The sequence below is a fragment of the Mesocryomonas lacus genome (assembly GCF_055730105.2).
Genome location: NZ_JBUZWF020000012.1, coordinates 20,079 through 36,866, shown reverse-complemented (window position 1 = coordinate 36,866; position 16,788 = coordinate 20,079). Strand labels below are relative to the sequence as shown.

Genomic DNA, 16,788 nt, shown 5'->3' with positions numbered 1-16,788 from the left:
CCTACAGAGGTCGACCTTGCCTGCCCCTTGTGTCTGGGCCACGCGAGACAAGTTCAAGCGGCTTTATCCTGGGACGTTCGATGCGCCACAGCGATCGCGTCCGCCACGTCGCACAGGACTTTCTGAAGATGCTCAATCTCCGCGGATACCTCGTCGCGCCGCCGGTGTAGCGCGTCGGATAACTGATCTTCCGAATTGGCTCCGAGCAGCTGCTTCACCTCGACCAGTGAGAAGCCGAGGTGGGTAAGGTCAGTGATCTTCTTCAGGTGGGCCACGTCAGCATCGCTGTATACGCGGCGCCCGTTCGAGATGCGCTTAGGCGGAATGAGGCGGAGCTCCTCATAAAAGCGTATCGTCCGTAGCGTGACGCCGAGCATTGCGGCGACCTGACTGATGGTGTGCGGGTGGTTATCTTTGATCGTGGCCAACAAAGGCTCCTAATATGTGGGCCTATGCGGCTGCGGATTGGTTCTAGAAGGCAGTGTCCGTCCGGTAGGTGAGCTATCAGTGGGTATGAATCTCCGGGCAGTAGATGACTGACGACGATTGCGGGCCTGCGCAGTGCTTTGTCGAGCAGGTGTGTACCTCTCTGGTGGGAAGCACAGGCAGGAAACAGGCAAGAATCACGACGTGTCGTCCTTTAGCTATGGCTATTGGCTTCGGTAAGGCCGCTTCTCGAAGCCGTTGATGAATGCGGGCGGCACCCGAAGGATGTGCTGGATAGCGCTTGTCGGGGAATGGGCGGCATCTATGATGGAAATGTCATGGCAACCGGCAAGCTACAGCCATGACCGCTGCAGCGCTTTTCCTACGGATCAGTCCGATCGCAGTCGCACGTACATCTCCTCGAGTGTCGTTAGCGCTTAGTCACGCGGCTCCAAGACGCTATCGATTAGGGTTTTTAACGAGCCCTTAACCATGGGAGATGGTCCCCGGAACCCGAGGCCGTTGTTTGCCTTTCCGGGACAGCATTTCTGGAGCCGATAGAAGCAAGACCTCACCTATGAGCCTTATGTTAACGACGCAGTGCCTGAGCATGCCCAGCTATCCGATGCGGACGGTCCTATCTGCTATGGGGGGTGCCTCTCTCATCGTAGGTTTTCTCGCCGATCTTGCTTATCTCGGCACGGGTGACGCGGCTTGGACGATCAACGCAGCGTGGCTTCTGCTTGCGGGCTCGCTCATCAGCGGGCTCATGGTGATGGCAGCCTTCCTTAGCGCCGCCCGGCAGCGCGGCGAAGGACGGCGGCAAAGCTGGACAGGGCTTCTCGGGTTTTGCACCGTATGGGGACTGTCGGCGGCAAGTGCTGTCGTCCACAGCCACGGGGTGGCAGGCTTCCATACGGGACTAGTGCTCTCGGCGTTAGTTGCGGTGCTCGTGATGGCTATGGGCCGAGCGCATTGGCAAGCCACAGCCATGCTTGATCGGCGATAGTCGATTACCAGCTTGATGCATCCCTGGTCTGTTCCGTCGTCTCGCTGTAGCAGGTGCCCTTTAGGCGGCGCTGTCTGGTTCAGCCAGCGCCGCCCTTAGGCCGTTTTGGTGAGTGTTCTCCCGGATCAGTCTTTCCCGTTCCTCGACGTTTTGGCGCATTGCGTTGTCGAGCCAGTGTTTCCCTCTGATGGGAAGCGCTGGCAGGAGGAGATGCCAGAATGACGAAATGTCGTCATTTGGCTATGGCGATTTGCCTTCGATAACGCCGTTTCTGAAGCCTATCCCTTTGTGGAGGGCACACGGTCAGGACGCATTCAGTTGATAGAGGTTCTGGAGCGGTCGGGGTGCCCGATCATTCGAAAGGATCATTTATGAATGACAACGGCAATCCAGGCTGGCGCCGTGACAACCCGCCCAAAGCCGATCAGCAGCGTGCTTTGAAGCATTACGTAGCTCTCGCCGAAGAGGCATCGGAATGGCGTCGCCTAGGTGGGATCAACATTAACAGCGATCCTAGTGAACTGCTTCTAGTCGATGGCGGCTGGTTACCCTGCCGATTGTGTGAGGGTCAAAGCAGATGTGCGAGATAGATGTGGGCTTAGGGGCAGTGATCCGAACACGTCGCCTGTCGATAGGTATGAGCCAGTTAGCGCTTGCTGATCAGATTGGCGTGACTTTCCAACAGGTTCAGAAGTATGAGAATGGCGCTAATCGTCTCAGCGTAAGCCGGCTCTATGCCATCGCTAAAATTTTAAAGATCACGGTAAATGAGTGCTTCGAGTTTCCTGTGAAGGAAGAACTCAATCGCCATTTGAGCCACTCAAAATAAGACGGTCGTAGATCGCTTCGGGTATTCCATAGCTACCGTCCGAACAGCCTTCCAGGGCTTGCCTGTCGATAATTTCGATACGCCCGCGAGTTGCCCGTATTGCCCGATTGCCTTCTAAAATATGCGTTGCGCTAGTGATTCCCGCTCGTCGAACCCGTAGCATTTGCGCAAGGCAATCATGGGTCAGCGGCAGCAAATCGCCTTCGGCGCGGTCGTGGTACATCAGCAGCAGGCGGGCAAGACGTGTGCTTATGGTGTTTGCAGTAGCCGCCAACAGCGAATGTTCAAGCTGCACCTCACAAGCCAGTACATATTTGCGCACGAGGACTGCAATGTCTTCACAGCGTGACATCGCCTCGATGAATGGCTCTGACGCGATCCTCCAACCTGTTCCGTCAAGCTGCATCTGGATCTGATTGGTAGCGAACGATATTCCTTGGACGATCGGTTTGCCTGTCATCCCCTCGAACCCGATGTGTCCGCTTTCAGCCATGCTTTCGTCGTGGCCGACAATCATGCGCGCTGCGACGCCACTTTCAAGAAAAATGACATGCTCTATTGGATCGTAAGGAACCTCCAGAACCATGCCCTGCGGTAATTCTATGGGTTCTAGGTCTGACGCCAGAGCTTGAAAAGCCTGGTCTGACAGATTGCGCAGCAAGCAGTTTCGAACTGCTGCGGGTGAAAAGTCTTGAGCCATATATCCGTTAGTTCCGTTGTCCAGACCTGCACCGGGCAACGGCTGGCGCCTGGCTCCTAACAAAGGATGGCAAATCTAGATAGGCACAAGCCGGCGACACCTCGTGCAAAATGTCGCCGGCCCCGTGCACCTGCTTCAGCGCGGAACCTGGATAATGGACAACGCTGGTGAGCGATCCTAGAGCCGCTGTCCTTGCGCCATCCTTGCGCTCCCGAGCCGCACGTCCTGTTCAATACCGACACCGCAGCATCCTTCACCGGACGTGGCGGCTAATTCTGCATTTAGACTTCGATCAGTTCCATGTCGGCATCAAGAGGGTTCTTCCAAGACCGTGCTGCTGTCCGGCGACGCTTTTGGACCGGAGGAAGGGCGAGGCTTTAGCTGCGATAAGGCACTTGGCTAAGCGTGCCCCTCGAAGACCTGTCGCCAAGCGTCCTATTCGTACCGCCCTAGGAACAAGTCGCCCAGCGCCTTGCGCTTGCTGTAGGTGATGCGGCGCTGTCGAAGGTGCTCTGGCTTGTCATGGAGCATGTGGCAGCGTTGGCAAAGCGCTTTAAGGTTCGACATCTCGTTGTTGCCGGGATCATGATCGAGATGGGCGCAGGCCAGCACCACCTTCGTTCGCTTCACCGCGGTGTCCAGAAGCAGGGGAGGGAGGTTGCGCACTACCCGGCCCTTCCCAGATCGCCATAGGCCCGCCTCAGCGTCCCACCAACGGCCGTCGCCGAGGTGTGAGACCGTTTCCCCATGAGGACGCCCGCAGGTTTCACAGCGGCCCTTAGCGCGCCGGAAACGGATCATGTTTGAGAGCTGAACCCAGTCGATCGGGTAGAAGAACCGGTGGTGACGGCGGATGGGCACGGACGCAGGTTTCCCGCTCGAGCTGAATCAACGATACGGGAGCATATTTGGCCTTCCCTTAGATCGGTATCGGACCGGAACGCCATAGCTGCCGCATGCTTCCCCAGTAGGCACCTTTCTTCTGGGAGTGAGCATGAAAATTCTCATTGCGATAACATTGGCGGCGGCGTTCGCCGCGTCCGGCCCAGCTTCAGCGGCGTGCACACCGTCATCGCCGGATGCTGTAACGAGCAAGGCGCCTAAAGACGCTGCCAGCTATCCGAAAGCTGCGGACGCAAAAGGCATTGCCGAAGACGGGCAGCATGTTCCGATGGAGACTGATCCGAACGCACCAGGGGTCACTAAGTCCGAGGGCGGCACTACCACGAACATCGCGCAGGCCGAGTCAGAGATTGCCGCGGCGAGCACCAAGGAGAGTGGTACAGGCGTTCCAGAGACTACCGACCCACAAAGCACGGCCTGTCCGCAGTAGGCTGAGAACTAAGATGGTCATAGGCGCGAACCAGAGCCCCGTCGAGAGATCGAGCGGGGCACGTTACGCCTTGTGACATCATTAAGCTAAGCCGCATCGCCTGACGAGGTTTCCGCGGCTGCACCTTCATAGTCGACGCGGACAATCTCAGCTTTTACCAGACGATAGAGGGCATCGACCTCCTGGCGCCGCTCCTCCACAGACAGGCCGATGCGGCACATGGCGCGATCCATCTCCCCAACAGTTTCCGCCCATATGCGGCTCATCTTTGAAACTGGCGTAGTGCGGCGAAGGGCGACCAGCCGGCGAGCCCTTCCGATCATCCTCGAGGAGGGAAACAGGACCACCGTCGCGTTCATGCTGCATCCCCGCCGGGCCGCGCCCTTCCGCCTGGACGCGCTCGCTCTTCTACAAGGCGGCACACTTCAGCCTCAAAGCTCGCCAGCTCCATCTCGATCCGGTCATCGGGAATGCCCACACGTTTCATTTGCTCAGCCATGTCAGAGATTGCCCGCCTCCAGTATGCGTCTCGGCTTTTGACGCTGCCGGCAGTGATCATCTGAACCGTACGGCGGATCTTCCCAACCCGCTTGCGGCAGGGGAAGGGGATCACCTCGGCAGATGGCGGATCCCACTGGAACAAAGGTAAATCGATATGCTGGCTCATCTCCCTACCCCCGCAGCTTGAAACACATTTACCAGGGGCATTTTTGCCCCGTTGCCAGGGGCATAAGCGCCCCTAGAGCGGATAGTTTCTGGGGGCGTTTTTGCCCCTACAGGTCTGGGGGCGCTCATGCCCCTACTATCTATATCTTGGCTGCAATCCTGTTTCGGCGCCTTCCGCTTTTGCATGATTGCAGCCACGGCGTCCTCATCAAGACGCTGCCATTCGTCCGTTGGCCCGCTCGAAAGGGTGTTTAGGTAGGTCAGCCGGTACTTTGAGGGCGAGCGAACGTCGGAAGCCGAGGCAAAACCCCGTTTCATGACCTCGACAAAGCCGAGCTCGACCAATTCGGCCAGCCCGCCGGGGATCGACTTGCGACGAATGCCACGCCTCTCCCAGTCGTCGTAAGTGACGATTAGCTTGCCGTTCTCCGCCCCACCCTGCTGACAATGCTCGATTTCCATGAGCGTCAGCATTCGACCGGCTACATGCGAGAGCGCCCAGTAGGCGGGGGAGTTCAGCATGTCAAAGCGATGGGGAACCCATTGGCCCTTGATCGTCTGCCGCGCTTTGGTTTTGAGTGCCGTTGCAGACCGGCCCGTGGTGTCATGCTTGCGACCTTGCATGCTCATTCGTCACCTCGGACATGGACCGATTTAGCGAAGCGAACGCCTTCCTTCTCGCCGCCAATGAACTCGGCGCCGGCATCCTCTAAGGCGCGGCGCATGGCGCTGAGATTGTTCGCGATGGGGACGCGCTTTCTTCCTTCGAAGAGGCGCACCGTGATGTCTGAGACATTTGCCATGCGGCCCAGCTCTCTCTGCGAGAGATCGAGAAGGCCGCGGGCTGCTCTGCATTGCTCTGGGGTCATGCAAGCGAGTCTCTCCTGTCCTATTGGCCGATGCAACAGGGAGAATGAAAAACAGTCTCTATGGGCGGACCATTCCACAGCCATAGGAGGAACAAATCGTGTTGATCAGGGTGTCCTGCCTGCTATGTCGGTAGCATGGTCGAGACGATTGGCGAGGCGATGGACGCGGGCTGGTCTCTCCGGGTGCGCTGTGCCTGGGGACGGCGAGAAGGGCTGAAATCCGTTCGCGAATGCGTCGAGCAGATCGACGTGGATCTCCCGACACTTGTCTGGACCCGTGGCAGGGACTGCCCGATCGGCGGACTATCTGAGCGGATGCGCTGCCCGCGGTGCGGTAGCCGGCGGGTGCGCTTGGTATTCCTGCCACCTGACAGCCGCACCAGGGCAAGCGCTTAAAGAGCGCGTCCTGCTTGGTCCTTGGCAGCCTTGCTCAAAAGATCCCGCACCCATTCACTAAGGCTTGCGGCGCCGGCTGACTTGGCGGCCTCGGTGTAGGCTTCTGTCTCTGCGTCCGTCAGCATAACGACGAGACGCTTGTCGCGCTTCAAGTGCAGCGGCACTGGCGGTCTGCCCATCAAAAATCCTTCCTCGGCTCTCTGGGATCACAGATAGGCTATATGCTTTTTATTGCAATATTTAAGCGCATGGCTATTGACGTAGTTAATAGTTGGTATATCTATGCACATAGAAACACCGACTAGGGAGCTACCGCAGTGTCCTACGGCCGCCGCGCCATCATGACAGCCGCCTGGGCCCGCTACCGCGCCGCCTACCGCAATTATCGCTTCCAGCCTGCCACTTTCCGCGAAGCCCTGCGGATCGAGTGGAGCGCCGCCAAGCACAAGGCCGAGACCGTCAAGCGGGAAGCCGCCCGCCGCGCCCTCGCCGTCCAGACCTTCAACGCCTCTTCCGTCGCCGCGCCGGTCCTGTCCCCGATGGAGGCTCGCATCGACGCCCTGAAATATCTGCCGTTCCGCTACGACCTCGCCGCCGCAGAGCGGGCGATCCGCGCCGCATACGCCGCCTAAGCCTACCCGCGCCACCTCGGCGCATCTGACCTGACCCAACATCATCTGGAGAAGTCTAATGCCGAACTCTGTTCAGGCACCCGCCGAAGGCATGCCGAAATCCAAGCGTATAAATCGGAGGGCGCCGCGCCCCGAGGACAAGCTGTCCTTCTTCCGGCGAGCTAGCCGCAGCGAGATCGAGGCCGGCGCGATGCCACTGATCTTCTGGTCCGTCACTCCGTCCGGCAGCTACATGCAGGACATCGAGCGCGGGAGATCCATCGCTGAGGAAATGGTCGCCTTCCTCGTCGCCGCCCCCACAAATGGCAACCTGACGATGCTGTCGAGCATGCTGATGGACATGCAGCGCTTTGCCGACACCAGCCACCATGGCCTTTTCATCGGCTTCGGTGATGTCGTGGCGAAGTTCGCTCTAATCGGCGCCACCCTGGCTGGAACGGATGCCCTCCGCGAACGGGAGGTAGGCCGGTGAACAATGCTCCGACGAACGACCCGATGCTGGCCATCACCGAAAAGCTCGAGGCCGCGCTGGCCCTTCAGCTCAGCCTCCCCGATGCCGAAGCCGATCGACTGGGGATGACCGTAATCTCGGGCCTCTACGGGGTGCTCTGGACGGAAACTCCGGTAACGACCACCACGGAAGGCGCTGCGGGGGCGCTGCGGGCAATGGTCAGCTTCAACGATATGGAGGCCTCCGACCTCGCCGTCATCAATTCGGTCCTCGCCTTTCTGACGAAGGCCCCCGAGCCCGAGCCAATCGACCCCTATCTGGCGTTGCTGGAGAAGTACCGCGGGCACGAGGCTGCTCATAAAGCCGCGTCCAGCCTTACAGATGAACAGGCCGACACGCTCTTTTCCTGGACCGTCGCCCCCCTCTACTTCGCGCTGATTGAGAACCCGCCGGCCATCGCCACCCAGCGCGGGGCCATCGAAGCGCTGCGCCAGACGATAGATGAGAAGTGGATCTCCGAAGGCTCTTTTGAGCACTCAGCCCTCACCGCCGCACTCGCCTATTTCGACGCCTCGGCCGCGTCCAGCCTCAAGACGGGAGACCTCTAATGTCGGACCAGCTCAAAGCCGCGGCGGCAAAGCCGACTATCTCGCGCCGGTCCTTCCTGACTACGTCTGCAGCGGGAAGCGCCCTCATCGTCGCTGGAACGGTCGCCGGCACTGCAGCCATGGCTACCGGCTTGGCGCGGCTCTCTGCCCTGATCAAGCGACACAAGCATGCCGCCGCCGACTTCGAAGCCGCCGGCAAGCGTTTCGATGAGGCCTATGCCGTCCTCGACTCCTCGCCCATCACCTACCAGACCTCCGCTGGCTTGCTGACGCTCCATAAGGAGCCGATGACGCACACAGCCGAGGCAGGCGCTGTGCCCGTTGCCATAGTCAACGCCAGGGCTACACGATACCTCATGGAGCCCTTCACCCTAGAGGAGATGCGGGCATTCTCCGCAGCCTCCAAGGCGACGTTCACGGCGGACGTTGCTGCCTTTCAGGGGGCGGGCAAGGAGTACGACAAGCGCAAAGCTGTAAGCGGAGCGACCGCGGCAGCACTCGCCCTTAATGATGCGCATGCTGCGGAATACGACCTCTGGGAAGAGCTGCTAGCGTTCCCCTGCGCCGAGGCTGACGAGATCCGCGCCAAGGTCGCCTATGTCCTAGCCAGTCCGCCGCTGATGGAGCGCCTGCTAGGCGAGGATGACGACCCAGGCGCCGAAATGTGCAACTTGCTGCGCTCGATCTGCGGCTCGTCCGGTGAGCCCGCGTGATGGTCTGGGAAGTGCGCTCCCCGCAAGACGAGGTGGCGGCTGGCGGGCGCCTTGCTGCCGAGACGTTCGGCAATGAGATCGTGTCCGCAGCGCTCGCCCTCTATGCGATCGATCGGAGCCGAGAAATCGTGCGCATGATGGAGATCGCTGAGAGCAACCAGCGGCTCTATCGCAGTCTCGCTATTCGCGGTGCCCATAGCATCATCGACAAGATGGAGAGGCAGCAGCGGAGATACCGTAAGAAGGTGAGGCGTCGGGAGCGTGGCATACGATGATCCCGCCTTTCCCGCTCCTGTTCCGCATCTGGATTTCCATCGGCCTCATGTGGGCTGCTAACCGCCTTGCGAAGGCAGCCGGCTGGATCACTCCAGAAATTGAGGCATGAAATAAAGAAGGGGGTGGGTACGCTGTACCTGCCCCCTTTCCTCTTTGTGGCCGTCTAGCTGGGCATACCCTGCGTCGAGTCCGCGTCGTCGTCTGGATCTTCGCCTTCTTCAACGGGGATCACATCATCTCCGCTGCTCAGGTCGTCATCCTCGATTACGCCTACGCCATCCTCGTCGTCGGGAAGGATGACCGGCTCGCCATTGCCGGGGTTCTGAGACGACTGATCTACCGGCTGCCGCGAGATGTCGCCAATGCCGCCGCCATGGCTTGCGTCATCGAGATTGCTGTTGTCGGTCTTGGACATGACTTCCTCCATTTGTCGAAGAAGGAAGGCCATTTAAGCTAAGTCGTTCCGGCTATCGGCTACCGGCCGCTGGAGTGCCGTCAGCGGTGCGATGCTGCAATTCACGCTCGCCTTCGATCTCTCGGGAAGCCAGCGCCCAAAACTCATGCTCACGACCATCTGGACGCCCGGCGAGCTCCCACAGGATGTAGGCCCTGTCGCGAACTTTCGGTGTGTTATCAATTGTCATTGTGCCCACCCAGATGTGTGTTGCGCTGTGACGGAGCCTTTACGATGCTTCCCGTGTTCAACGTGGGTTCGCGTAAGAGGTTCGATCAGACATGACGACTGTAAGCTGGAAAGACGTAGCCTTCACCGAAACCGCAGGCCCCGCCAGCTTCGGAGATCTGACCTTGACCATCAAGGATGAGCACGTCGCACGCTGGAAGGAAGATCCTGACGGCCGCTATGCTGTGATGCCGGCGCCAGAGGGTGTGTCACTTGTCGATCTGGGCAAGTTCTACCCTAGCCTTTGACTGCAGCCTCCTGATTGCGGCAGCCTCCTCGAATTTTGATGGAGGCCAGCATGCGGCAAGAGCGGACCCGCGACGACATAGGCCCTGACGAGCCGGTGCGCCTGTCCGAAGCATGCCAGGTCTTTTTCGGAGGCTCACTCGGCCCCGCCGCTTTGCGGTCTGAGAACCGAAAGGGAAACCTTGTCCTAGAAAGGATTGCAGGCAAGGATTTCGTGACTGCAAATGCGATCAAAGCGATGCGGGAGAAATGCCAAATCTATGGCGTTCCTAAAGAATCTCTGCCGAAGCTGCAGCCGCTTGTCGTTGATCATCAGGGAATGTCGGCGCAGGAGGCTTTGCGTTTGAAGCTGGAGCGACTGAAGGCCGAACGCCAAGATAGGCCTGGAGAGCAAGGCAAAGGTTGGCGGCATCGTTGAATGACAAAACCTAGAAAAGAGATGGCTGACGACCCAAGGAACGATGGCATGCCAATGCCTATGGCAGGAACGGACGGCAGAGATTTAGATCGCTGGCCTTTCCCACCGATCGGTCTCTCCCGTGCCCAGGCCAGCATCCATCTCGGCATCGAGCCGAAGGAATTCGATCGGCTGGTCGCGGCTGGAGAAATGCCGCAGCCTCGTTGTCTCGGTTCTCGGGAGGTCTGGCATCGGCAGGAGCTTGAGGTCGCTTTCGCCCGACTGCCAGGCGGTGATGTACCGAAGGCGAAGGGGATGGCGCCAACCGCTTGGAAGCCGAGTGCCTACACCCCCAGCAGCCTCGCGGACCGATGGTCATGCTCCGAACGGCATATCCGCAACATGGTCAAACGGGGCGAAATTCCCGCGTTCCAGTTCGGCGGCAAGTTGCTCCGCATTCAAACGGTCGATGTCGAAGCGTATGAGTCTGGCGGCGTCGCTCTTTCTCCAAAGGATGCTGACGAGCCAGTTGCGCCACAGTCTGCAGTTGCGCCCAAGCTTCAAGCAAAGCGTCTCGATGTCAGATGACAACCGCCGCCCAGCCTATGTCAGCTCCAAAACACTGGCAGCTGAGCTGGAGATCAGCGAGAGCACCGTCTACGCCTTGGTCCGATCCGGCGTTCTGCCGAAGCCGCTGAAGCTCTCGCCCGGATGTGTCCGCTGGCGATGGGAGAGCGTCGTGCTCGCCTTGGATTCTCTAGCCGAGGCACCCGCCGGCACGGCCGATGATGACGACGATGACCCTATCATGCGTCATATCAACGAAGCCTACCGCGCCCAGCAGGAAGCCAAGAAGGCAAATGCCGGCGTCCCGCAGAAACGAAAACGAGTGCTGACTCCGCCGGGCAAGGAATAGCGATTGGCTTTGAAAACTGCCCTTAACGAACCCAAACGGGTTGCCAATTTGACAATTCGTAGCGTCGAAAAAATCCTGACATGACGCACGATCACAGCAGCCAGTGAGGCGCAAACCTCACTGGCTGCTGTGGAGCGAGGATCAACCTCGTCGTGTCGCATCCTGGTTCGAAAAACGTCCTTTGTAGCCACGCTCTGGGGTCCCAAGCGTAGTCTCAAGGATCAGTTGGCATATCCTCATTCCAGTCCGGAGGCGGACAGGAAATTTCCCGTGGTTGATCATCTCAAGCCGGATCTGACCAGAGAAACCTGCATGGATGGTTGGTGCAGTCACATGAACCCCAATACCGAGACGAGCGAGCGAGCTCTTCCCCTCGACACGCGCCGCAATCCGCGTGTCGGTCTTCAGGTCAATGAATTCCTGCGTCCAGGCAAGAACTAGATGTCCTGGATGGAATACCCACCCTTCACCCGGAATGTCCGTCTGAGTCGTGATCTTTGCTAAAGCTGCGTCGTGGTTGAAGCCTTTTATGCCTGGATCGATAACCTGTTCCATGCCCGGGTCGAGGTCTTGGAACACGCTCAGTGTGGCATCCAGCGTTAGATCGACGCTGCTCGACGAGAAGGCAGTGTCGCCCGGTGTCGGAGTAACCGTTATAAGGTCACGTTCAATCGCGATTTTGATTTCACGATCGGTGAGGATCATGCGTAGGCACGCTCGCGCTCACTCACGTGGTCCTGGTGAACCCATACCCTCCATGTTCCGGTCATGGTCTCCCGAGGCAGTTCAACCAAAAGCATGTCGCCGTTTTGATCGATTGGATATCCAATATCGATCGTTTCAGCCCTCACCGAACGCTTATCAATGGTCATGAACTCTTCCCCGTCCTTCGTGGCGACGGTGACGATAACCTCGCTTGGATGCAGACCTTCGCGGACATTGGCGATTTGAAGACGCATGAATCTCTCCCGATTTTACAACGTGGATTAGGATAGCTGCTTCATTCCCGATCCACAGCAAGGGATGAAGCTCACGGTTCGTGCCTGTGGAGAGAGTGTAATTGGGTCACACTATCCCCCGGCGCTTGCGTGGATCATATGAGGCTAGCACATAGAACAAATGAAGAACATTAGCTCGTTATCGCTGGATTCAGGCATCAATCAATCTTGAGGCCTATGCGGCGTCCTGGCGCCGGGCCATCTGCAGTTTCCGCACCAGCACGTCATTCCAGTCCTGCCCTATCGGCGGAAGCTCGACGAACGTCTGAACGCCTTTGTGCTTCAGACGGGCCGCAAGGCTATAGGCGGCAGCCTGCCCAGCCATGCTGTGGTCGTTGTCGCCATAGATAAAAACCGCCTTGATGCCAGCCGGCGGGGTCCATCGCTCCAGCAATCCAGCCGTCAATGCGGCCCAGCAAGGCACGCCATGCAGGATCGAGGCGGAAAGGGCCGTCTCGATGCCTTCCGCGATCCCAAGCACGTCTGTAGGCGGCATGAGGCGCACTGCAGCCCCGGTCGGCATCGTGCCCATCATCTTGCGGGGACTGGACACGTCCGCCTTATCACCGTGCGCCGTCAGATAGGTGCGATGCAGCGCCGCCTTCTCGCCGTCCGCCAGCGCATCGTCCGAGGGCATGACCAGGGCAACCATCGCGGGGTGCCATGTCGGCTTCGCGCCTTGCTCCGCATAGCGCTCATCCGCGGCGAACCGCAGGCAGGAAGCCGGCGGCAGATCCAGCAGGCCCGTGCGCCCGTGAAGGTACTTCCCTGCCGCATTGTCCAAGCTCAGGGGCGCCCCGCGCTTCCATAGTTTCGTCATCTCCTCGCGTACCCGGCCGTCATTCCCCGCGGCCCGACCTGCGATGATAACCGGCCCGGTCCCTATGTGCTTTTCGATCTCAACAGCCGCTGTTTTGAAATCGACGTTGAGGAAAAGCTTCACCAACTCAGCGCCAGCGCCGGCGCCGCAATGCGAGCAAATCCACGTTCCATTCCCGCCCTTGTCATCGAAGCGGAAACGGTCCTTCCCGCCGCACATGGGGCAAGGGCCGTGCTTGTTTTTGAGGAACGACGAGGCGATGCCGATGCCAGCGAGGATGCTGCGCCACTGGCCTACGGCGCGATATTTCAGGGGCTCATGCAGCATGGGACGCGCTCCCGTTGGAGTTTGCTTTTTCGGCCGCGCGGGCTTTCGCCTTCGCCCTGCCTCTGGCGATGTCTCTTGATTTTGCCCAGTTCAGAAATTCAGCATCCGGCAGCTGCGTCGCCTCCGTCAGGCCGCGGGGCCATACGCCGAACTTTTCCTTGTAGCTCCACGCTGCGGATGCCGGCTTGTGGCCTCTTGCAACGGCGTGCCAAAGGGCCATCGAGTAAAACCGCTGCTTCTCAGCGATCGTCACCTCTCCCTTTTTGACGCGCCTCCCATTGAGCTGCACCAGCTCGCCCGATCGCTCCTCGATGTGGGACTGTCGCTCAGGTTCAAAGCCGCAGCTCGAGCATTTGCGGACGCCGGCAGGCTTGAGGAAGGAACAGACGCTGCATTCCTTCGGCAGCGCCGGCTCCCGCTCAGCCTTTTTTGACTTGCTGAAATGGTGCCGCCCCATGTCCAGCGCGTCGTGGTGGATGTCGGTCGGGAACCCGAGCCTTAGCATCGTGTCGCTATGGTCGAGGAAGAGACAGTCGACCTTGCCAGGCGCCGTGCGAAGGCCGCGGCCCAGGATCTGCACCAAGAGCATTTCCGACTTGGTTGGCCGTGCCAGGACGATGCAGCGCACGTCCCAATCTACGCCCGTCGTCAGGCACCCGACGTTGCAAACCACCTTGATCTGACCAGCCTCCAGGCGCTTGCCGATCCGGTCCCGCTCGTCGCGGTCCGTGTCCATGTCGACATAGCCGGTCGCGATGCCAGCGGCTTCGAACTCATTGGCCAGCTTGCGAGCGTGAGCCCGGTTGACCGCGAAGCAGAGCGTCGGCCGGTTCTCGGCATTCGCCAGCCATGTCGAAACCACATTGGCCACCAGCATAGGCTGGCTCATGACCTCGGCCGACTGTTCTTCGTTGTAGTCGCCGGCGCGGGTGCCGACTTTGCTCAGGTCAGGATGCGAGGGAGCGAAGGCCCGGAAGGGCGAGAGAAACCCCTTGCCGATTAGATCCTTGAGCCGCGCCGCCACGATTAGATCATCGTAATGCTGGCCAAGCCCCTTCGTCCAAGGCGTGGCCGAGAGCCCGACAAACGGCACGTTTTGCCATTCGGGCATAGCCATCCACGTCTCTACGAACTTGAACCAAAGGTGCGCCTCGTCGACCAGCACAATATCGGCTTTGGGGATGCGGCGCCGGGCCAGCGTCTGGATGGACGCCACCTGTACCGGCTGGGAACTATCGGTGAGGGGATGATGCCCCTGCATCACGCCGACAGCCTCAATCCCCTGTTCTGCAAACCGCGCAACCGTCTGATCAACGAGGCTGATCGCCGGCACCGTGAAAAGCACCCGCTTGTTCTTGTTCATGGCCCCTTCCACGATCGCCGCGCCGAGGAGCGTCTTTCCGAAGCCGGTCGGGGCCTGGATCATCGGACGTTTCTTGCCGGCCAGCAGCGAGGCGCGAAGCATGTCCAAGGCCGCGGACTGGTGCGGGTGAAGATCGAACTTCATCGGGCACCTCCAACAACCGCATACCGGGGCCGGTTCAGATCAGCGGCAGCCCGAGCCCTATCGCCTACTGCACCTAGTAATTCTTCGCCCTGGCTAAGCTCTTGTGCCTCCTGTTCCTGTTCCTGCTCCTGCTCCTGCTCCTGGCTTCGATGGGGCTTCAAAGGGGCTTCGAAGGGGCTTGGTCGATGCGCCTGCGAGAGAGCCCACCGCGGGAGGTGAAAAGCGTTGCGGTAGCGATCGTAGAACCCTTGCTTCAAAGGGCTTTCAGGCAGTTTCTCGAACTCGCGGGCGATGCCGATAACCTGCTTGTCTTTGGGGGCTAGGCTGGCCGCGATCTGGTGCCGGGCCATCTCGTGGACGAACACCCATTCCGTGATGGGGTCGTAGGTGGCAAATTCCAGCTCGCATACCCTTCGAAGGGCCTTCGAAGCCCCTTCGGCCGATAGCCCCGTATCGTTGGCGATCGTCGCAACCGGGCAATAGAAAACCCCGATCATCGTTGAGAGCGGAGCCGACAGGAGATAGGCGGCCACGACTTGCGCGGACGGATCTCCCCGAAGGCTGCGGCCCGTGCTGCCGATCCAGAAGGCGGAGGTAATCTTGGCATACTCACGCATTGCCGCCGCCCTCCACGATCTCGTCCACCCTCTCCAGCAGGGACAGGAGGCTGCGAACGTGCGTCATCAGCTCGGCGCGGCGGCTGGCATGCGGGATGCCGTCCGCGATCTCCTGCGGCTCCAGCTTCCCCATGTCGGCAGCCAGATCGAGGAAGCGGGCAAAAGAGACGCCAGGCGCCGGCTTAGGCTGCTGAGGCATGGCCGCCGGGCGCCGGGCGGGCTGGGCTAGATCACGCTGAACTCGCGCGACTTGCTCCTCGGATGGAACGTCCTTGAGGATCTGGCGGTAAGCCCCAACGTCGAGGACCGTCCCTTGGATCAGTGCCGCGGCATCGTCCCCGATCTTCTCGCCACGCTCTACTGCGCGCTGGATCGTCCGCTCTGATTTGCCGGTAAGAGCCGCCGCCTCGGCCGTGAACCGATCGACGCTTTCGAAGCCGTCAGAGCAAGTCGCCAACTTGGCGACTTGATCGACACGCCGGCTTCCACCGTGTGCCGTCTGGGGATGTAGCTCGACATGAATGGCCTTCCGGCGGGAAAGCTGCTTCTCCAGAAGGATCCCGCTGACGGGATGCCGCGCCAGGTTCTCATCGATCATGACAAGCTCGGCGCGGAGATCGTCAATATCGAGGACTTGGCAGGCAATTTCATGAAAGCCTGCAGCCTGACAGGCGGCGAAGCGATGCGCCCCGGCCAAAACCTCGAACATGCCGCCCGGGATTGCCCGAACGGTTAGAGGGTTGAGAAGTCCAAGACGGCGAACGCTGTCTTCGAGCTCCATCAGCGCCTCGTCGTTTAGCGGGCGCGCATCGAGCCGGCGGACGAGATCAGCGACGGCGATCATCTGGAAGCCGCTCATCGCTGTGGCCTGCTTGCGAAAGCGTGCTCGGCCATCACTCTGGCAACCACGGCACTGACGCAGTGGTGGAGAGCGATCCAATTGGCCTGTTGATTGATGAGGTCCGAAGCGCTAGATTCCGTCTTGTCCGTGCCAACAGACAATTCATTCGGAACCCGCCGCAGCCCCGCTCGGCGGGTTTCTGCTATGTGGAGCATGGTTTTACGCGGCCTCCCTCGCTTCGGAGACAGTGCGAACCAGCGGCCCAAGCTTAGCTTTTGCCCAGGCGTCGAGGTCGGCAGGGGCGTAGAGGGCAAAGGGCCCGGCCTTGCGGAATGCAGGCCCGGCAATCCCGAAACTGTCGGCGCCAAGGCATGCGACCTTCGCCAGCGTCTTCTGCGAGCAAGGGATGCCGAATTTGTTGGTGATGTATGCGGCCGCTTCCTTGCGGCTCAGCAGTCTGGGAAGGTCGCTGGTGTCAGGCATATATCCGTTCTCCAAAGCCTCGGCGGAAATGCCGGGGGATTTGGAG

At 59.9% G+C, this 16,788-nt stretch carries 27 protein-coding genes and 1 pseudogene; 11 read left to right on the top strand and 17 right to left on the bottom strand.

The genetic code is table 11. From position 1 onward, the window contains the following. Positions 1 to 53: 53 nt before the first annotated feature. On the bottom strand, positions 54 to 428 hold the full coding sequence (locus tag ACZLZQ_RS23990) for a MerR family transcriptional regulator (RefSeq protein ID WP_472951816.1): 375 nt from the start codon (positions 426 to 428) through the stop codon (positions 54 to 56). A 1,584-nt stretch (positions 429 to 2,012) separates the two neighbouring features. Between ACZLZQ_RS23990 and ACZLZQ_RS23985 the strand changes: the two are divergent. Continuing rightward, positions 2,013 to 2,213: pseudogene (locus ACZLZQ_RS23985) on the top strand (helix-turn-helix domain-containing protein); the annotation flags it as partial. 22 nt (positions 2,214 to 2,235) lie between these two features. Here ACZLZQ_RS23985 and ACZLZQ_RS23980 read toward each other — a convergent pair. Both ACZLZQ_RS23980 and ACZLZQ_RS23975 read right to left on the bottom strand, forming a co-directional pair. Next, complete coding sequence (locus ACZLZQ_RS23980; protein ID WP_472951814.1) at positions 2,236 to 2,925, bottom strand: Crp/Fnr family transcriptional regulator; 690 nt, start codon at positions 2,923 to 2,925, stop codon at positions 2,236 to 2,238. Between the two features lie 474 nt (positions 2,926 to 3,399). Continuing rightward, complete coding sequence (locus ACZLZQ_RS23975) at positions 3,400 to 3,825, bottom strand: hypothetical protein (protein ID WP_472951811.1); 426 nt, start codon at positions 3,823 to 3,825, stop codon at positions 3,400 to 3,402. Positions 3,826 to 3,958: 133 nt separating this feature from the next. Between ACZLZQ_RS23975 and ACZLZQ_RS23970 the strand changes: the two genes are divergently transcribed. Continuing rightward, entirely contained in the window at positions 3,959 to 4,297 is a 339-nt protein-coding gene (locus ACZLZQ_RS23970; protein WP_472951809.1) for a hypothetical protein, read from the top strand. 86 nt (positions 4,298 to 4,383) lie between these two features. Here ACZLZQ_RS23970 and ACZLZQ_RS23965 read toward each other — a convergent pair whose 3' ends face one another. From ACZLZQ_RS23965 to ACZLZQ_RS23945, 5 genes are all read right to left on the bottom strand, one after another. Further along, a complete protein-coding gene (locus ACZLZQ_RS23965; RefSeq protein ID WP_472951808.1) occupies positions 4,384 to 4,656 on the bottom strand; it encodes a DUF6074 family protein in 273 nt (90 codons plus the stop codon). Then, positions 4,653 to 4,964 carry a DUF6074 family protein gene (locus ACZLZQ_RS23960; protein WP_472951806.1) on the bottom strand — a complete coding sequence of 104 codons (312 nt, stop codon included), beginning with the start codon at positions 4,962 to 4,964 and terminating at the stop codon, positions 4,653 to 4,655. Before ACZLZQ_RS23960 ends, ACZLZQ_RS23965 begins: the two co-directional genes overlap by 4 nt. Continuing rightward, entirely contained in the window at positions 4,961 to 5,593 is a 633-nt protein-coding gene (locus tag ACZLZQ_RS23955; RefSeq protein WP_472951803.1) for a hypothetical protein, read from the bottom strand. Before ACZLZQ_RS23955 ends, ACZLZQ_RS23960 begins: the two co-directional genes overlap by 4 nt. After that, complete coding sequence (locus ACZLZQ_RS23950) at positions 5,590 to 5,832, bottom strand: helix-turn-helix domain-containing protein (protein ID WP_472951800.1); 243 nt, start codon at positions 5,830 to 5,832, stop codon at positions 5,590 to 5,592. The genes ACZLZQ_RS23955 and ACZLZQ_RS23950 overlap by 4 nt, the downstream gene beginning before the upstream one ends. A 392-nt stretch (positions 5,833 to 6,224) precedes the next feature. Then, entirely contained in the window at positions 6,225 to 6,407 is a 183-nt protein-coding gene (locus tag ACZLZQ_RS23945) for a hypothetical protein (RefSeq protein WP_472951797.1), read from the bottom strand. Between the two features lie 138 nt (positions 6,408 to 6,545). Between ACZLZQ_RS23945 and ACZLZQ_RS23940 the strand changes: the two genes are divergently transcribed. Genes ACZLZQ_RS23940 through ACZLZQ_RS23920 form a run of 5 tightly spaced genes read left to right on the top strand, consistent with a single transcriptional unit; the run spans position 6,546 to position 8,907 of the window. After that, complete coding sequence (locus ACZLZQ_RS23940; RefSeq protein WP_472951795.1) at positions 6,546 to 6,860, top strand: hypothetical protein; 315 nt, start codon at positions 6,546 to 6,548, stop codon at positions 6,858 to 6,860. 58 nt (positions 6,861 to 6,918) lie between these two features. Next, positions 6,919 to 7,332: a hypothetical protein gene (locus ACZLZQ_RS23935; protein ID WP_472951793.1), complete on the top strand. Its 414-nt coding sequence runs from the start codon at positions 6,919 to 6,921 to the stop codon at positions 7,330 to 7,332. Further along, a complete protein-coding gene (locus ACZLZQ_RS23930) occupies positions 7,329 to 7,919 on the top strand; it encodes a hypothetical protein (protein ID WP_472951791.1) in 591 nt (196 codons plus the stop codon). Before ACZLZQ_RS23935 ends, ACZLZQ_RS23930 begins: the two co-directional genes overlap by 4 nt. Further along, positions 7,919 to 8,632 (top strand): hypothetical protein, encoded by a 714-nt coding sequence (locus tag ACZLZQ_RS23925; protein WP_472951790.1) that lies wholly within the window; start codon positions 7,919 to 7,921, stop codon positions 8,630 to 8,632. The genes ACZLZQ_RS23930 and ACZLZQ_RS23925 overlap by 1 nt, the downstream gene beginning before the upstream one ends. Then, positions 8,629 to 8,907 carry a hypothetical protein gene (locus ACZLZQ_RS23920; RefSeq protein ID WP_472951788.1) on the top strand — a complete coding sequence of 93 codons (279 nt, stop codon included), beginning with the start codon at positions 8,629 to 8,631 and terminating at the stop codon, positions 8,905 to 8,907. Before ACZLZQ_RS23925 ends, ACZLZQ_RS23920 begins: the two co-directional genes overlap by 4 nt. A gap of 164 nt (positions 8,908 to 9,071) precedes the next feature. Here the strand turns inward: ACZLZQ_RS23920 and ACZLZQ_RS23915 are convergent, their stop codons facing one another. Beyond that, complete coding sequence (locus ACZLZQ_RS23915; protein ID WP_472951786.1) at positions 9,072 to 9,323, bottom strand: hypothetical protein; 252 nt, start codon at positions 9,321 to 9,323, stop codon at positions 9,072 to 9,074. Positions 9,324 to 9,375: 52 nt separating this feature from the next. Then, a complete protein-coding gene (locus tag ACZLZQ_RS23910) occupies positions 9,376 to 9,552 on the bottom strand; it encodes a DUF2934 domain-containing protein (protein WP_472951785.1) in 177 nt (58 codons plus the stop codon). Positions 9,553 to 9,643: 91 nt separating this feature from the next. On the opposite strand from ACZLZQ_RS23910, the gene ACZLZQ_RS23905 reads away from it, so the two are divergent. The 4 genes from ACZLZQ_RS23905 to ACZLZQ_RS23890 are packed head-to-tail and all read left to right on the top strand — an operon-like array spanning position 9,644 to position 11,149. Beyond that, positions 9,644 to 9,838: a hypothetical protein gene (locus ACZLZQ_RS23905; protein ID WP_472951783.1), complete on the top strand. Its 195-nt coding sequence runs from the start codon at positions 9,644 to 9,646 to the stop codon at positions 9,836 to 9,838. Positions 9,839 to 9,888: 50 nt separating this feature from the next. Further along, positions 9,889 to 10,254: a hypothetical protein gene (locus tag ACZLZQ_RS23900; protein WP_472951781.1), complete on the top strand. Its 366-nt coding sequence runs from the start codon at positions 9,889 to 9,891 to the stop codon at positions 10,252 to 10,254. Between the two features lie 21 nt (positions 10,255 to 10,275). Continuing rightward, positions 10,276 to 10,821: a helix-turn-helix domain-containing protein gene (locus ACZLZQ_RS23895; protein ID WP_472951779.1), complete on the top strand. Its 546-nt coding sequence runs from the start codon at positions 10,276 to 10,278 to the stop codon at positions 10,819 to 10,821. Then, positions 10,811 to 11,149, top strand: a complete 339-nt coding sequence (locus tag ACZLZQ_RS23890; RefSeq protein ID WP_472951777.1) for a helix-turn-helix transcriptional regulator — start codon at positions 10,811 to 10,813, stop codon at positions 11,147 to 11,149. Before ACZLZQ_RS23895 ends, ACZLZQ_RS23890 begins: the two co-directional genes overlap by 11 nt. A 141-nt stretch (positions 11,150 to 11,290) precedes the next feature. Here ACZLZQ_RS23890 and dcd read toward each other — a convergent pair whose 3' ends face one another. From dcd to ACZLZQ_RS23855, 7 genes are all read right to left on the bottom strand, one after another. Then, entirely contained in the window at positions 11,291 to 11,854 is a 564-nt protein-coding gene (dcd, locus tag ACZLZQ_RS23885; RefSeq protein WP_472951775.1) for a dCTP deaminase, read from the bottom strand. Then, the gene (locus ACZLZQ_RS23880) at positions 11,851 to 12,108 is read right to left on the bottom strand and encodes a hypothetical protein (protein WP_472951773.1); all 258 of its coding nucleotides are present in this window, start codon (positions 12,106 to 12,108) and stop codon (positions 11,851 to 11,853) included. The genes dcd and ACZLZQ_RS23880 overlap by 4 nt, the downstream gene beginning before the upstream one ends. Positions 12,109 to 12,322: 214 nt before the next feature. Beyond that, positions 12,323 to 13,294, bottom strand: coding sequence for a toprim domain-containing protein (locus ACZLZQ_RS23875; protein WP_472951772.1), 972 nt, complete (start codon positions 13,292 to 13,294; stop codon positions 12,323 to 12,325). Beyond that, positions 13,284 to 14,801: a DEAD/DEAH box helicase gene (locus ACZLZQ_RS23870; RefSeq protein WP_472951770.1), complete on the bottom strand. Its 1,518-nt coding sequence runs from the start codon at positions 14,799 to 14,801 to the stop codon at positions 13,284 to 13,286. Before ACZLZQ_RS23870 ends, ACZLZQ_RS23875 begins: the two co-directional genes overlap by 11 nt. After that, entirely contained in the window at positions 14,798 to 15,418 is a 621-nt protein-coding gene (locus ACZLZQ_RS23865) for a hypothetical protein (RefSeq protein WP_472951768.1), read from the bottom strand. The genes ACZLZQ_RS23870 and ACZLZQ_RS23865 overlap by 4 nt, the downstream gene beginning before the upstream one ends. Further along, a complete protein-coding gene (locus tag ACZLZQ_RS23860) occupies positions 15,411 to 16,277 on the bottom strand; it encodes a ParB/RepB/Spo0J family partition protein (RefSeq protein WP_472951767.1) in 867 nt (288 codons plus the stop codon). The genes ACZLZQ_RS23865 and ACZLZQ_RS23860 overlap by 8 nt, the downstream gene beginning before the upstream one ends. 201 nt (positions 16,278 to 16,478) lie before the next feature. After that, positions 16,479 to 16,742: a hypothetical protein gene (locus ACZLZQ_RS23855; protein ID WP_472951766.1), complete on the bottom strand. Its 264-nt coding sequence runs from the start codon at positions 16,740 to 16,742 to the stop codon at positions 16,479 to 16,481. Between the last annotated feature and the right edge of the window lie 46 nt (positions 16,743 to 16,788).

What these genes read in the sequence shown, in the direction of transcription:
- ACZLZQ_RS23970 (WP_472951809.1), top strand. Translation starts at nt 3,959, where the DNA reads ATGAAAATTCTCATTGCGATAACATTGGCGGCGGCGTTCGCCGCGTCC.
- ACZLZQ_RS23965 (WP_472951808.1), bottom strand. Translation starts at nt 4,656, where the DNA reads ATGAACGCGACGGTGGTCCTGTTTCCCTCCTCGAGGATGATCGGAAGG.
- ACZLZQ_RS23960 (WP_472951806.1), bottom strand. Translation starts at nt 4,964, where the DNA reads ATGAGCCAGCATATCGATTTACCTTTGTTCCAGTGGGATCCGCCATCT.
- ACZLZQ_RS23955 (WP_472951803.1), bottom strand. Translation starts at nt 5,593, where the DNA reads ATGAGCATGCAAGGTCGCAAGCATGACACCACGGGCCGGTCTGCAACG.
- ACZLZQ_RS23950 (WP_472951800.1), bottom strand. Translation starts at nt 5,832, where the DNA reads ATGACCCCAGAGCAATGCAGAGCAGCCCGCGGCCTTCTCGATCTCTCG.
- ACZLZQ_RS23945 (WP_472951797.1), bottom strand. Translation starts at nt 6,407, where the DNA reads ATGGGCAGACCGCCAGTGCCGCTGCACTTGAAGCGCGACAAGCGTCTC.
- ACZLZQ_RS23935 (WP_472951793.1), top strand. Translation starts at nt 6,919, where the DNA reads ATGCCGAACTCTGTTCAGGCACCCGCCGAAGGCATGCCGAAATCCAAG.
- ACZLZQ_RS23925 (WP_472951790.1), top strand. Translation starts at nt 7,919, where the DNA reads ATGTCGGACCAGCTCAAAGCCGCGGCGGCAAAGCCGACTATCTCGCGC.
- ACZLZQ_RS23915 (WP_472951786.1), bottom strand. Translation starts at nt 9,323, where the DNA reads ATGTCCAAGACCGACAACAGCAATCTCGATGACGCAAGCCATGGCGGC.
- ACZLZQ_RS23910 (WP_472951785.1), bottom strand. Translation starts at nt 9,552, where the DNA reads ATGACAATTGATAACACACCGAAAGTTCGCGACAGGGCCTACATCCTG.
- ACZLZQ_RS23905 (WP_472951783.1), top strand. Translation starts at nt 9,644, where the DNA reads ATGACGACTGTAAGCTGGAAAGACGTAGCCTTCACCGAAACCGCAGGC.
- ACZLZQ_RS23900 (WP_472951781.1), top strand. Translation starts at nt 9,889, where the DNA reads ATGCGGCAAGAGCGGACCCGCGACGACATAGGCCCTGACGAGCCGGTG.
- ACZLZQ_RS23895 (WP_472951779.1), top strand. Translation starts at nt 10,276, where the DNA reads ATGGCTGACGACCCAAGGAACGATGGCATGCCAATGCCTATGGCAGGA.
- ACZLZQ_RS23890 (WP_472951777.1), top strand. Translation starts at nt 10,811, where the DNA reads ATGTCAGATGACAACCGCCGCCCAGCCTATGTCAGCTCCAAAACACTG.
- dcd (WP_472951775.1), bottom strand. Translation starts at nt 11,854, where the DNA reads ATGATCCTCACCGATCGTGAAATCAAAATCGCGATTGAACGTGACCTT.
- ACZLZQ_RS23880 (WP_472951773.1), bottom strand. Translation starts at nt 12,108, where the DNA reads ATGCGTCTTCAAATCGCCAATGTCCGCGAAGGTCTGCATCCAAGCGAG.
- ACZLZQ_RS23875 (WP_472951772.1), bottom strand. Translation starts at nt 13,294, where the DNA reads ATGCTGCATGAGCCCCTGAAATATCGCGCCGTAGGCCAGTGGCGCAGC.
- ACZLZQ_RS23870 (WP_472951770.1), bottom strand. Translation starts at nt 14,801, where the DNA reads ATGAAGTTCGATCTTCACCCGCACCAGTCCGCGGCCTTGGACATGCTT.
- ACZLZQ_RS23865 (WP_472951768.1), bottom strand. Translation starts at nt 15,418, where the DNA reads ATGCGTGAGTATGCCAAGATTACCTCCGCCTTCTGGATCGGCAGCACG.
- ACZLZQ_RS23860 (WP_472951767.1), bottom strand. Translation starts at nt 16,277, where the DNA reads ATGAGCGGCTTCCAGATGATCGCCGTCGCTGATCTCGTCCGCCGGCTC.
- ACZLZQ_RS23855 (WP_472951766.1), bottom strand. Translation starts at nt 16,742, where the DNA reads ATGCCTGACACCAGCGACCTTCCCAGACTGCTGAGCCGCAAGGAAGCG.